The sequence below is a fragment of the Candidatus Limnocylindrales bacterium genome (genome assembly GCA_035626395.1).
Lineage (GTDB): Bacteria > Desulfobacterota > Binatia > UBA1149 > CAITLU01 > DASPNH01.
Genome location: DASPNR010000002.1, coordinates 232,565 through 244,870, shown reverse-complemented (window position 1 = coordinate 244,870; position 12,306 = coordinate 232,565). Strand labels below are relative to the sequence as shown.

Annotated in this window: 13 protein-coding genes; 11 read left to right on the top strand and 2 right to left on the bottom strand. The window is 68.8% G+C overall.

Features of this window, described 5'->3' with window-relative positions; all coding sequences use genetic code 11:
- The first annotated feature begins 50 nt into the window (after positions 1-50).
- The gene (locus VEC57_01495; GenBank protein HYB97783.1) at positions 51-434 is read left to right on the top strand and encodes a hypothetical protein; all 384 of its coding nucleotides are present in this window, start codon (positions 51-53) and stop codon (positions 432-434) included.
- Positions 435-441: 7 nt separating this feature from the next.
- Here the strand turns inward: VEC57_01495 and VEC57_01490 are convergent, their stop codons facing one another.
- On the bottom strand, positions 442-1,392 hold the full coding sequence (locus tag VEC57_01490) for a polyprenyl synthetase family protein (protein HYB97782.1): 951 nt from the start codon (positions 1,390-1,392) through the stop codon (positions 442-444).
- 184 nt (positions 1,393-1,576) lie between these two features.
- On the opposite strand from VEC57_01490, the gene VEC57_01485 reads away from it, so the two are divergent.
- The 3 genes from VEC57_01485 to coaBC are packed head-to-tail and all read left to right on the top strand — an operon-like array spanning position 1,577 to position 4,176.
- Complete coding sequence (locus VEC57_01485) at positions 1,577-1,912, top strand: YfhL family 4Fe-4S dicluster ferredoxin (GenBank protein HYB97781.1); 336 nt, start codon at positions 1,577-1,579, stop codon at positions 1,910-1,912.
- A 21-nt stretch (positions 1,913-1,933) separates the two neighbouring features.
- Positions 1,934-2,944, top strand: coding sequence for a lysylphosphatidylglycerol synthase transmembrane domain-containing protein (locus tag VEC57_01480; GenBank protein ID HYB97780.1), 1,011 nt, complete (start codon positions 1,934-1,936; stop codon positions 2,942-2,944).
- Entirely contained in the window at positions 2,944-4,176 is a 1,233-nt protein-coding gene (gene coaBC, locus VEC57_01475) for a bifunctional phosphopantothenoylcysteine decarboxylase/phosphopantothenate--cysteine ligase CoaBC (protein HYB97779.1), read from the top strand. The genes VEC57_01480 and coaBC overlap by 1 nt, the downstream gene beginning before the upstream one ends.
- Before the next feature lie 3 nt (positions 4,177-4,179).
- On the opposite strand, the gene VEC57_01470 is transcribed toward coaBC, so the two are convergent.
- The gene (locus VEC57_01470) at positions 4,180-5,061 is read right to left on the bottom strand and encodes a zinc dependent phospholipase C family protein (GenBank protein HYB97778.1); all 882 of its coding nucleotides are present in this window, start codon (positions 5,059-5,061) and stop codon (positions 4,180-4,182) included.
- Positions 5,062-5,087: 26 nt separating this feature from the next.
- Here VEC57_01470 and VEC57_01465 point away from each other — a divergent pair, with 26 nt between their 5' ends.
- The 7 genes from VEC57_01465 to secD are packed head-to-tail and all read left to right on the top strand — an operon-like array spanning position 5,088 to position 12,298.
- Positions 5,088-5,942: a uracil-DNA glycosylase gene (locus VEC57_01465; GenBank protein ID HYB97777.1), complete on the top strand. Its 855-nt coding sequence runs from the start codon at positions 5,088-5,090 to the stop codon at positions 5,940-5,942.
- Position 5,943: 1 nt separating this feature from the next.
- On the top strand, positions 5,944-7,425 hold the full coding sequence (locus tag VEC57_01460) for a nodulation protein NfeD (GenBank protein ID HYB97776.1): 1,482 nt from the start codon (positions 5,944-5,946) through the stop codon (positions 7,423-7,425).
- Positions 7,422-8,195 carry a slipin family protein gene (locus tag VEC57_01455; GenBank protein ID HYB97775.1) on the top strand — a complete coding sequence of 258 codons (774 nt, stop codon included), beginning with the start codon at positions 7,422-7,424 and terminating at the stop codon, positions 8,193-8,195. The genes VEC57_01460 and VEC57_01455 overlap by 4 nt, the downstream gene beginning before the upstream one ends.
- Positions 8,192-9,244: a tRNA preQ1(34) S-adenosylmethionine ribosyltransferase-isomerase QueA gene (gene queA, locus VEC57_01450; protein ID HYB97774.1), complete on the top strand. Its 1,053-nt coding sequence runs from the start codon at positions 8,192-8,194 to the stop codon at positions 9,242-9,244. The genes VEC57_01455 and queA overlap by 4 nt, the downstream gene beginning before the upstream one ends.
- The gene (gene tgt, locus VEC57_01445; GenBank protein HYB97773.1) at positions 9,241-10,368 is read left to right on the top strand and encodes a tRNA guanosine(34) transglycosylase Tgt; all 1,128 of its coding nucleotides are present in this window, start codon (positions 9,241-9,243) and stop codon (positions 10,366-10,368) included. The genes queA and tgt overlap by 4 nt, the downstream gene beginning before the upstream one ends.
- Positions 10,361-10,726 carry a preprotein translocase subunit YajC gene (gene yajC, locus VEC57_01440; GenBank protein HYB97772.1) on the top strand — a complete coding sequence of 122 codons (366 nt, stop codon included), beginning with the start codon at positions 10,361-10,363 and terminating at the stop codon, positions 10,724-10,726. The genes tgt and yajC overlap by 8 nt, the downstream gene beginning before the upstream one ends.
- Before the next feature lie 3 nt (positions 10,727-10,729).
- Entirely contained in the window at positions 10,730-12,298 is a 1,569-nt protein-coding gene (gene secD / locus VEC57_01435) for a protein translocase subunit SecD (protein HYB97771.1), read from the top strand.
- Positions 12,299-12,306 lie beyond the last annotated feature (8 nt).

Here is a 12,306-nt window from a genome sequence, read left to right as displayed (position 1 = left end):
GCCGTCCCGGCGCCGGCGCCGTCCCCGCACCTGGCCGCGCGTCGCCCGCCATGATGCCGCCCGCAAAAAAGCAGCCTCGGCAGCGCCTTTTCCAGCCGGCTGCGGCGAATGTGTTGGATGCTGGCACGAGGGTTGCGATATGGGATCGCCGTTCGGGCACGGAAGAACGGCAAGGGGAACAGAGCATGATCATCGACGAGCAGAGCTTCATCGACATGGCGGTGCACCTGCGTCACGCGTCCGAGGAGCTGCTGACCGCGGCACAGCGTCTGGCACGTGTGTGCGATCCCGCCGAGCCCGTTGGACAGGACCGCGCCGAGCTGGTGCGCGCACTGGACAATCTGGTGTCGATGAATCGGCAGTTTGTCGCAGTCGAGCAGGTCATCCGCGCCGTCTGGCAGGCCAATCACTCCGATCGCCCCGCACCCTGCTGACGCCTCCCTACAGCTGGCGGTCCACGAGCTCGGAGACGAGCTGACGGACCGCATCGCGAAATGCCGAAGCGGGCAGCTCGTCGACCAGCGCGGCGGCCACGCGCGCATGCTCGACGGCGCGCTCGCGAACGCGCGCGCCGATCGCGGCTGACCGCAGCTCGCTCAGCGCCTGTTCGACGACGTCGGCGCCGCAGCCCTCTTCCAGAAACGCGCGTCGCACCGCCGGCAAGGCCAGTCCCCACACGACGGGGAGAGAAGGGTTGCCGTCGAGAAGGTCGGTGCCCACGCGCTTGCCGGTCTTGCGCGGGTCGCCCTCGATATCGAGGACGTCATCGATCATCTGGAACGCGAGGCCGATCTGGCGTCCGCACTCGTTCATGCGATCGATCCGTGCGGAATCGAGGCCGGCCAGGTGCGCGGCGATGCGTGTGCCGGCCGCGAACAGCGAGGCGGTCTTGCGCGCGATGATCTCCAGATAATCGTCTTCGGTTACCGCGGCGTTGCGGCGGAAGCGGGCCTGCATGATCTCGCCTTCGGTGAGCTGGACACAGGCGTCGGCCGCCCAGTCGACGATCCTCTCCTCGAACCGTCCGCACACCTGGAACGCGCGCGAGAAGAGAAAATCTCCGGTCACCAGCGTGTCGGCGATGCCGAAGCGCACGGGCGCCGCGTCCTTGCCGCGCCGCACGTCGTTGGAGTCGATGATGTCGTCGTGGAGGAGCGTGGCCGTGTGGATCAGCTCCAGCGACACCGACAGGTCCACCATGTCGGTGACGTCGGTGCCGCCGCAGGCGCGAAACACCAGCAGCGCCACCGCCGGGCGCACGCGCTTGCCGCCGGCGTTGATGAGATAGTCGGAGATCTCGGTCAGGAGCGGCTCACGCGCGCGGATCACCTCGGCGATGCGCGCCTCGACCCGCATCAGATCACCGTCGATGAGGCGGAGCGGACTGCCCACAGGTGCGGAATTCTCGGGCGAGTGGGCGCTCACGGCGGATCGGTCTTCAATCACATGTGGCGATCAAATCGAAACCCGCCGCCGCTGCGATGGATGCCTCCACAATGCTCGAGGCAAACTTTACTACGAGGTCTGGCTGTGCCAGAGTCCCGCTCACTTCGCACCGGGGCAGGAGAGACGTGGTATGGCCACGCTGATCACAGAAGAATGCATCAATTGCGGCGCCTGCGAGCCCGAATGTCCCAACACCGCCATCTATGAGGGCGGCGTGCAGTGGGAGGCTCCGGACGGCTCGATGCACGAGGCCATCGCCGAGGACATCTATTACATCGTCCCGGTGAAGTGCACCGAGTGCGTCGGCTTCTTCGACCAGGAGCAGTGCGCGGCGGTGTGTCCGGTGGACTGCTGCGTGCCCGACCCCAACATCCCCGAGACCGAGGACGTGCTGCTGGAGCGCGCCAAGACTCTGCACCCCGACGTGCAGATCCCCGAGCCGCCTCCGTCGCGATTCCGCCGCTGAGGTAGCGGCGAGCCCTAACCCATGACCACACGCGGCCGGCGCAGCGTCCAGCTGGCGGTGGGGCTCGGGCTGTCCGCCCTGTTCCTCTGGCTGGCCGTGCGCGGCGAGAACTGGGGGCAGGTCGGACAGGAGATCGCACGGGCCGACTACCGCTTCATCGCGCTGATGTTCCCGGCCGGGGCCTACGGCCTGTACACGCGCTGCCAGCGCTGGCGCATCCTGCTCGAGCGCTCGGCCGGGCGTCCGCTGCCGATGATGCCCATCTACTCCGCCTCGGCCATCGGGTTCATGGCCAACATGGTGCTGCCGTTCCGTGTCGGAGAGATTGCCCGTCCCTACCTGGTGGCGCGCAGCCTGGAGCTGTCGATGGCATCGGCCGTGGCCACCGTGGCGATCGAGCGCGTGCTCGACCTGGTCGCACTGGCGATCTTCGGCGTGATCATCGTTTCGTCGGTCGATGTGGCGCCGGAGGTGTCGTGGATGGCAGGGCTGGCGGCGATGCTGGCAATCGCCGGATTCGGCGGCGCCTACGTCATCACGATCCAGCGCGAGCGGCTGCTGCCGGTGCTCGACCGACTCTGGGCGCGTATCCCCCGCATCGGCCCGATGGTGGTGCGGCTGCAGCACGAGTTCATCGACAGCATGAGCACCGTATCCGACTTCTCCACGGTGCTGCGCACCGTGGCCTGGTCGCTCTACATCTGGTTCTTCATCGGGCTGACGTTCGCGCTCGGCTTTGCGGCAACCGGAATCGACGTGCCCTACATCGGCGGCGGCGTCACCGTGGCCACCGTCGTCGCGCTGGCGGTGGCGGTACCGGGCGCGCCCGGCTTCGTCGGCCAGTTCGAGTGGGGCTGCAAGGTCGGCCTCGGCGTCTTCGGCGTCACCGAGGGCGCCATCGGCTATGCCATCCTCGTCCATGCCAGTCAGTTCGCGATCACCGTCATACTTGGGGTTGTCTGCCTGGCCCGTGAGGGACTAAGCTTCCGCGAGCTCAGCAAAATGGAAGAAAAGGTATCCAAGGGCGCCTGATGCATCGCCTGGCCGGCAACCGCGTTCTTCTTTGCGTGGGCGGCGGCATCGCCGCCTACAAGGCCGCCGAGGTGGTCCGACGGCTGCTGGCTGCAGGCGCCGACGTGCAGGTGGCGATGACGCAGGCGGCGCGAGAGTTCATCACTCCGCTGACGCTGCAGGCGCTCTCGCGCCGCCCCGTCGCCACCAGCCTCCTGGATCCGGGCGAGGACGCCACCATCGGACACATCAAGATCGCCCAGGACGCCGATGCGGTCCTGGTCGCGCCGGCCACGGCCGACCTGATCGCGCGCATGGCCGCCGGCATGGCCGACGACATCGTGACCGCGGCGCTGCTGGTGACGCGCGCACCCGTCGTCGTCGCTCCGGCGATGAACACGCACATGCTCTCGCATCCCGCTACCGCCCGGAACATCGCAGCGCTCGCATCTTTCGGCCATCGCATCGTCGACAGCGATCACGGCGAGCTCGCGTGCGGCTACGAGGGGCTGGGACGTCTGCCCGATCCCGAGGTGCTGCTGGCCGAGTTGAGCGCGGCGCTCTCGCCGCAGGACCTGACGGGCGTCCGCGTGCTGGTGTCGGCGGGGCCCACGCGCGAGCCGCTCGATCCGGTGCGCTATCTGACCAACCGCTCGAGCGGACGCATGGGCTACGCGGTTGCCGCGGCCGCCTGGCGCCGCGGCGCGCGCGTCACGCTGGTCAGCGGCCCCACCTCTCTGGCGGCGCCGCGCGGCGTCGAGCGCATCGACGTCGGCACCGCAGCGGAAATGAAAAAAGCGCTGGAAGCGCACGCCGATGCCAGCGACGTGATCGTCATGGTCGCGGCCGTTGCCGACTACCGCCCGTCGCGCGTTGCCGAGGCCAAGATCAAGAAGAAGGCGGGCGAGCCGATGGTGCTCGAGCTTGCCGAGAACGAGGACATCCTGGCAGCGCTGGCGCGCAGGTCTTCCGATGCGATCGTCGTCGGCTTTGCTGCCGAGACGAACGACGTCGTCCGGCACGGCCGCGACAAGCTCGTGCGCAAGGGCGTCGACCTCATCGTCGCCAACGACGTCACGCGCGCCGGTGCGGGCTTCGAGACCGAGACCAACGCGGCGGTGCTTTTGGATGCCGCCGGTGAGGACGAAGAAACCGGCCTCGTCACGAAGGACGAGCTCGCCGACCGGATTCTGGATCGCGTGGTGGCCTTGCGCGCGCGGCCGCGGGCGCGCCGCGCCGTCACCTCGGCCTGAGTCTCAGAACGATTCGTCGGGGCCGATCTGGCGCTCGATCTCCTTCTCCAGCCCCGGATCGAGCTTGCGTGCGCGTTTGAGAGCGCGCAGCCGGCGCCGCAGCGCGATGGCGCGCGCCAGCACCTCGTGGCCGGTCGGATCGTAGCTCTGGGTGTAGGATTCGCGCTGGTTGCCGAGCAGATCCTGCGCGGCGGCAATGCAGGCCGAGTTGTAGCGGTGCACGGTGTCGACGCCCAACGAGTAGCGCGACCGCTCATTGACGGTCTTGAGGAAGCTCTGCCAGCGGTCGAGCTTGCTCAGCGCCAGCATCGAATCGAAGATGCGCTTGTTGGTCTTCAGCGACAGCAGCGTGTGCTCGACGACCCGTCCCACCAGCGCGTCACAGTCGCGGTAGCTGCCGGCCAGGAGCTGGCGCACCATCCCGCGGTGCTCCGGGTCCTGGAGCGCATCGGCGCGAGCCTCCCAGTACGCGTGCCCCAGGGCAGGCGAGGGAAAGGACCGCAGCAGGCTGCTGGGCACGAAATGGTTGTGCGAGACGATGTCGGCGGCAAGGTGGGTCATGTAGCCCCAGGCGAACGCCTTCTCGCGGTCCGTCGATGCCTCCTCGACGATGCGCCACGCCACGGGCCAGCGGTGGCAGTGTGTCGAAACGTCGCGGGTGTAGGCCTTGGCCTGGATGATGTCGGCGCCGACGCAGCCGTAGAGGTAGCAGCCGGCGTTGGCGGAAAGCAGCGCCTGCATGGCCTCCGGCAACAGCTCGATGCTGGCCAGGACGGCGCTCCCGTGTACGATGTGCGTGATCGGGCCCCAGGCGAGGGCATCGCCGGGTGCGACGAGCACGAGAGCCACGGCCATCAGCACGAACGCAATCAAAACAGCGCTCACCGTACAGCGGTCGAAGTGATGGGACAATGGACCCGGACGCACTGAGGCTCGCACGGGTCTACCTGGAGCGCGAGATGGCTCTGGGCCTGGAGCTGCTACCGCGCGCGGGTGCTCCGGCGGCCGAGGCACGCGCGGCGGCGAACATTGCCGCGCTTCGGTCCGGCGCGACCGTTGCGGCACCGGGGCCCGCTCCGGCCGACGCGCGAACGGCAGCGGCGGGCGCCACGCCGCAGGCGCCGGCGGTCTCCTCTGCCGCGGCCGGTACCCGCCTCGGCGGCCCGCTGGTGGAGCAGGCGATCGTCGAGGCGGTCTCGCTCGAGCAGCTTCGCGGAGTGCTCGGCGAGTGCACGCGCTGCAAGCTGTGCAGCGGCCGCACCAACATCGTCTTCGGCGTGGGCAATCCCGCCGCCGATCTGATGTTCGTCGGAGAAGGGCCCGGCGAGGACGAAGATGTCCAGGGCGAGCCGTTCGTCGGAAAAGCGGGCAAGCTGCTCACCGACATCATCACGCGCGGCATGGGCCTGAAGCGCAGCGACGTCTATATCGCCAACGTCGTCAAGTGCCGGCCGCCGAGCAACCGCAACCCCGAGCCCGACGAGATCGTTGCATGCGAGCCGTTCCTGCTTCGTCAGGTCGAGCTGGTCTCGCCGAAAGTTCTCGTCAGCCTCGGCAACTTCGCCACGCAGGCACTGCTGCGAGACCGCACCTCCATCACGCGCCGCCGCGGGCAGTGGCACGAATTCGCCGGCATCCCGTTGATGCCGACGTTCCATCCCGCCTACCTGCTGCGGAACCCGTCGGACAAGCGCCTGGTGTGGGACGACATCAAGCAGGTGATGGCGCGCCTCGGATTGCCGCTGCCGCAGCGCGGTGGCGGGTGAGATGAGCATGCCACTGGCACGTCGCACGGCGGGCGCGGTCGCGCTTGCCGCCGCGCTGGCAGCGCTGACGGCCCTGCCGGCCGCGACCGTGCTGGCCGAGAAGGCGCCGAAGGTTGCGGACGAGAAGGCGGCGGAGCGGGCGCCCGCGCACAGGGATCGCAGACACGACGGCGCGGGCGATCGCCCTGCCGCTGACGCAGCGTCGCACGAGGCCGCCGCCGATCTGGCGGCGCCTTCCGCCAGCGTCTTTCGCATCCGCATCGACGGCGCGATCACGCCCGCCGCTGCCGATTATCTGGCAGCGGGCATCGAGCAGGCCGCTGCGGCCGAGGCCCTTGCGCTGGTGGTGGAACTCGACACGCCCGGCGGCCTCCTCGATTCGACCAAGACGATGGTCAAGGCGCTGCTCGCGGCGCCGTTGCCCGTGCTGGTCCACGTCTGGCCCGGCGGCGCCAGCGCCACGTCGGCCGGAGTCTTCGTCACCATGGCCGCGCACGTCGCGGCGATGGGGCCGGGCACGTCCATCGGCGCCGCGCATCCGGTGGCGGGGCAGGGCAAGGACATCGAGGGCGACATGCGCAAGAAGGTCGAGAACTTCACCGCCAGCTTCGGCAGCGCCATCGCGCAGCGACGCGGGCGCAACGTGGAGTGGGCCGAGAAGGCCGTGCGCGAGAGCGTGGCCGTGACCGAGAAGGAAGCGGTGGAGCTGAGGGTCGTCGATTTCGTCGCCAGCGGCCTGACTGATCTTCTGAAGCAGGCCAGCGGGCGCAGGGTCGAAGTGGCAGGCCACGACGTCGTCCTGAACCTGCACCGCGCCATCGGCGAGGATGGCACCGCGCGAGTCGTGGACGTGGAGATGACGCTGCGGCAGCGCGTGCTGTCCTTCGTCAGCGATCCCAACATCGCCTACCTGCTGATGATGGTCGCGATGCTCGGCCTGTACATGGAGTTGTCGCAGCCCGGCGCGGTCGTGCCCGGCGTGGTCGGGACCATCGCGCTCCTGCTGGCGCTGCTGGCCTCGCAGGTGCTTCCGATCAGCGGCGGCGGCGCACTCCTCATGCTGCTGGGCGCGGCGTTTCTGGTGGCCGAGCTGTTCGTGCCGAGCTTCGGCATTCTGGGCTTCGGCGGCATCGTCGCCCTCGCGCTCGGCTCGCTGTTTCTGTACACGCCCGAATCCTCGCTCTACGTGGACCGGCGCCTGATCGCGACGACCGTCGTGATGGCGACCACGATCATGCTGGCCGTGGGCTCGCTGCTGCTGCGCGACCGCAGGCGCCGGCCGGCGCTCGGCGCCGAAGGCTTGATCGGCGAGATCGGCGTGGCGGTAACCGATGTCGGGCCCAGCGGCAAGGTGCGTGTCCACGGCGAGCTGTGGAACGCCAGCAGCACCGCGCCGATCGCGGCCGGCACCAGCGTGCGAATCGAATCGGTGACCGGGCTCAAGGTGCGCGTGGTGCCCCAGCCCAGAGGAGAAACGAAATGATCGGACTGTACGTCGTTCTGGCCGTGGTCCTTCTACTGGCGAGCGGAGTCAAGGTCATGCGCGAGTACGAGCGTGCGGTGATCCTGCGGCTCGGCCGGCTGGTGGCGCACCGCGGTCCCGGCATCATCTACGTGATCCCCGGGATCGAGAAGATGGTCCGCATCGACATGCGCACCATCACCATGGACGTGCCGAGCCAGGACGTGATCACGCGCGACAACGTTTCGGTCAAGGTGAACGCGGTTCTGTATTTCCGCGTCGTCGATCCGAGCCGCGCGGTGGTGGAAGTGGAGAACTTCCTGTTTGCGACTTCGCTCATGGCGCAGACCACGATGCGCAGCATCTGCGGGCAGGCCGAGCTGGACCATCTGCTCTCGGACCGAGAGCGCATCAACCAGCAGATCCAGACCATCCTGGACGACCAGACCGATCCGTGGGGGATCAAGGTCGTGGCCGTCGAGCTCAAGCACATCGACCTGCCGCAGGAGATGCAGCGCGCGATGGCGCGGCAGGCCGAGGCCGAACGCGAGCGGCGCGCCAAGGTCATTGCCGCCGAAGGCGAGTTCCAGGCCTCCACGCGCCTGCGCGAAGCGGCGGAGATCATGGCCGACCAGCCCATCGCCGTGCAGCTCCGCTTCCTGCAGACCCTGGTGGAGGTAGCCTCCGACACCAGCACGACCATCGTGCTGCCGATCCCGGTCGATCTGCTCACGCCCTTCTTCACGCATTCGGCCAAGACGGCCGAGCGAGCCGAGGCATCCGCGACTTGAGTTCGGCCGGCGGCGGCGGGCGCTGGAAAGGCCTGCTCGACTACGAGCTTCCTTCCGAGCTGATCGCGCAGGAGCCGGCGCCGCACCGGCAGGACTCGCGCCTGCTCGTGCTCGACCGCCGCAGCGGCGCGCTCACGCACGCGCGCTTTCGCGACATCGGCGCATTCCTGCCGCCGCGTGCACTGCTGGTGGCCAACGACTCGCGCGTCCTGCGCGCGCGGCTGCGCGGGCACAAGCAGGGCAGCGGCGGCGCCGTCGAACTGCTCGTGCTCGGACTCGGCGACGGGCACCGCGCGCCGGCGCTTTCGCGGTCGTCCAAAGGGCTCAGCCACGGGCAGACGATCGAGCTCGCGCACGGGATCGTCGTGCGGGTGCAGGGGCCGGTGGAGCGCGGCCGCTGTCTCCTCGATTTTTCTCCGCTGGCGGTCGAGGAAGTGCTCGAGCGCATCGGCGAGATCCCGTTGCCGCCCTACATCGAACGGCCGGGCGGGCCGCGCAGCCAGGACCACGAGCGCTACCAGACGGTCTACGCGCAGGCGCCGGGCTCGGTGGCTGCACCCACCGCGGGCCTGCACTTCACCGAGGAGCTGCTATCGCAGCTGCGCGAGCACGGCTTCGAGCTCGCAACCGTCACGCTGCACGTGGGCCCGGGCACCTTCGTCCCCGTGCGCGGCTCCATCGACGAGCACGAGATGGAGAGCGAGAGCTTCACGATCCTGCCCGGCGCAGCCGCCGCCGTGGCGGCCGCACGAGCCGAGGGCCGCGCGGTCGTGGCAGTGGGAACGACCACCGTGCGCGCGCTCGAAAGCGCCGCCGACGAGGGCGGGGTTCTGGCCACCGGCGCATCCGCCACGCGGCTGTTCATTCGGCCCGGCCATCGTTTCCGTGTAGTCGACGCGATGGTGACGAACTTCCATCTGCCCGGCTCCACGCTGCTGGCGCTGGTGATGGCGCTGGCCGGCCGCGAGGCCATCGAGCGCGCCTACGAGGAAGCCATCGCCGAGCGTTACCGCTTCTACAGCTACGGCGATGCGATGCTGATTCGATGAGACACGGGCTGCGCTTCGAGATCACCGCGCGCGACCGGACGGGCGGCCGCACCGGCGTGCTGACGCTCGCGCACGGGCGCGTCGCCACGCCGGCGTTCATGCCGGTGGGCACGTACGGAACGGTCAAGGGTCTGACACCGCGGCAGCTCTCGGAGGCGGGCGTGCAGATGGTGCTCTCCAATGCCTACCACCTGGCGCTGCGGCCGGGCGTCGAGACGATCGAGCGCCTCGGCGGCATCCACCGCTTCATGGGCTGGAGCGCTCCGGTCCTGACCGACAGCGGCGGATTCCAGGTCTTCAGCCTGGCTGCCAGCGTCAAGGTCGACGAGGAGGGCGCGGTCTTCCGCTCGCACCTGGACGGCTCGCCCGTGCGCATGACGCCCGAGGGCGTCGTCGACCTGGAGTACCGGCTGGGCGTCGACATCGGCATGGCCTTCGACGTGTGCGTGGCCAAGCCGGGCGATCGCAAGGCGGCGGCCGACGGCGCAGCCCGGACGCTGCGCTGGACGCGCCGGACCCGGCAGGCGCTGAGAGAGGACGCGAGCACGGCCATCTTTGCGATCCAGCAGGGCGGCCTCTTCGAGGACCTCCGTCGCGAAGCGGCCGAGGCGCTGATCGAGCTGGACTTCCCCGGCTATGCCGTCGGCGGCCTCTCGGTCGGCGAGGCGCGCGAGGAGACGATGGCCACCGCCGCCGCCAGCGTGGCGATGCTGCCCGACGACAAGCCTCGTTACATGATGGGCATGGGGACGCCGCTGGACCTGGTCGAGCTGTGCGGCCAGGGATACGACCTCTTCGACTGCGTCCTTCCCACTCGCAACGCCCGCAACGGCAGCCTGTTCACGCGCTCGGGCCCCTTCTCGATCCGCAACGCCTGCCACGCCAGCGTGGACGAGCCGCTCGAAGAGGGCTGCGACTGCGAAGCTTGCAACGGTTTTTCGCGCGGTTACCTTCACCACCTCGCAAAGCGCGGAGAGATGCTCGGAGCCATCCTCTGCAGCTTGCACAACGTACGTTTCTACCAACGCCTGATGGCCGACATACGCGCTGCGCTGGCCGCGAACGCGTACGACGGGTTCCGCACGGCCTTCCGTGCTCGTTATCGAGGAGGTACCGATGCTTAGCGCGCCAGAGCTGGCCCTGGAGATGAATGCGCCGCCAGCCGTCGAGCTGGTGCTGGCCCAGGCGCCCGGCGCAGATGCCTTCACGCAGCTCATCCCGCTCGTCCTCATTCTCGGCGTCTTCTATTTCCTGCTCATTCGCCCGCAGCAGCAAAAAGCCCGAGAGCACGAGCAGATGCTGGCGGACCTGGCCATCGGCGACCGCGTCGTCACCAACGGCGGCATCTACGGCAAGATCGTCGAGCTGCGCGAGAACGACGTCAGCCTGGAGATCAGCGGCTCGCCGCGCGTGGTCGTCCAGCAGGATCGGAGCAAGATCGCCGCCGTGGACAAGGCCGGCCGCAAGAAGAAGGAGGACTGAAGAGTGGACCGGGGACTGTTGTTGCGGCTGCTGACCATCGCGGCCAGCGTGCTGATCGGCATCATGGCACTGGTACCGAGCTTTACCGGTGGCGAGCTGCCGCAGTGGTGGAAGTCCTTCCTGCCAAGCGATCCGATTCCCCTCGGCCTGGACCTGCGCGGTGGCATTCATCTGGTGCTGGAGGTGCAGACCGAGAAGGCCGTAGAGAACTCGGTGGACCGGACCATCGAGGACCTGCGTCGCGCGGCGCGCGAGGCGGAGATCGCCACGCGCGACTGGAAGCGCGAGGGGCATGACGGTCTCAGCTTCGGCGTGGTCGGCGATGCCAAGGTCGGCGAGATGGAGAGGCTGGTTGCCGACCGCTACGGCAACCTTCAGCCCACCGGGGCGCCGGCCGGCGGGCGACTGCAGTACAAGCTGCATCCTGACGCGATCGAGGAGGTCAGAACGCTGGCCGTCGATCAGGCCCTGGAGACCATCCGCAACCGCGTCGACCAGTTCGGCGTGGCCGAGCCGACGATCCAGAAGCAGGGCGAGGACGCCATTCTCATCCAGCTGCCGGGCGTTCAGGACGTCGCCCGGGCCAAGAGCCTGATCGGCCGCACCGCCCAGCTCCAGTTCCAGCTCGTCGCCGACGACCCGCAGAAGCCCGGCGTCGTTCGCGCGCAGGGCGCCGAGATCGATCCGGTCACGCAGCGTCCGCGCGAGCAGACCTATTTCCTGGAGCCGACCATCCTGATGAGCGGCGAGGTCATCTCGGACGCCCGCCACCGGCCCGGCGAGATGGGCGAAGCGCCCTACGTCGCGATCACGCTCAATGGCCCCGGAGCCAGCCTGTTCGAGCGCATCACCGGCGACAACGTCGGCCGCCTGCTTGCCATCGTGCTGGATGGCAAGGTGCAGAGCGCGCCGCGGATCAACGAACGCATCGGCGGCGGCCGCGCCATCATCACCGGCAATTTCAGTCTGGACGAGGCGCGCGACCTCGCCATCGTCCTTCGCGCCGGCGCACTGCCGGCGCCGGTGACGATCGCCGAGGAGCGCACGGTCGGACCGTCGCTGGGGCAGGATTCGATCCGCGCCGGCATGCGCTCCTTCATCGTCGGAGGCGCGCTGACGATCCTGTCGATGCTCCTGTACTATCGGCTCGCCGGCGGGGTGGCCGATCTTGCGCTGCTCATCAACGTCATCCTGCTGCTGGCGGCACTGGCGCTGTTCCGCGGCGTGCTGACCCTGCCGGGCATTGCGGGAATCGTGCTGACCATCGGCATGGCGGTCGACGCCAACGTGCTGATCAACGAGCGCATCCGCGAGGAGCTGCGCGCCGGGCGCGGACCGCACGCCGCGCTGGAGGCTGGCTACAGCCGCGCGCTGCCGGCGATCATCGATTCGAACGTCACTACGTTCCTGGCCGGGCTCATCCTGTTCCAGTTCGGCTCGGGACCCGTCAAAGGTTTCGCGCTCACGCTCTGCATCGGAATCCTGACCACGATGTATTCCGCCGTGTTCTGCTCCCGTGCCATTCACGAGCTGGTCGCCTATCTGCGGCCCAGAGCAGCCGCCAGCATCTGAGGAGGGAG

Excerpts from the sequence above, each read along its gene's own strand:
- tgt (HYB97773.1), top strand. The coding sequence starts at position 9,241 with ATGAGACACGGGCTGCGCTTCGAGATCACCGCGCGCGACCGGACGGGC.
- VEC57_01465 (HYB97777.1), top strand. The coding sequence starts at position 5,088 with ATGGACCCGGACGCACTGAGGCTCGCACGGGTCTACCTGGAGCGCGAG.
- VEC57_01455 (HYB97775.1), top strand. The coding sequence starts at position 7,422 with ATGATCGGACTGTACGTCGTTCTGGCCGTGGTCCTTCTACTGGCGAGC.
- yajC (HYB97772.1), top strand. The coding sequence starts at position 10,361 with ATGCTTAGCGCGCCAGAGCTGGCCCTGGAGATGAATGCGCCGCCAGCC.
- VEC57_01495 (HYB97783.1), top strand. The coding sequence starts at position 51 with ATGATGCCGCCCGCAAAAAAGCAGCCTCGGCAGCGCCTTTTCCAGCCG.
- VEC57_01480 (HYB97780.1), top strand. The coding sequence starts at position 1,934 with ATGACCACACGCGGCCGGCGCAGCGTCCAGCTGGCGGTGGGGCTCGGG.
- coaBC (HYB97779.1), top strand. The coding sequence starts at position 2,944 with ATGCATCGCCTGGCCGGCAACCGCGTTCTTCTTTGCGTGGGCGGCGGC.
- VEC57_01485 (HYB97781.1), top strand. The coding sequence starts at position 1,577 with ATGGCCACGCTGATCACAGAAGAATGCATCAATTGCGGCGCCTGCGAG.
- VEC57_01460 (HYB97776.1), top strand. The coding sequence starts at position 5,944 with ATGAGCATGCCACTGGCACGTCGCACGGCGGGCGCGGTCGCGCTTGCC.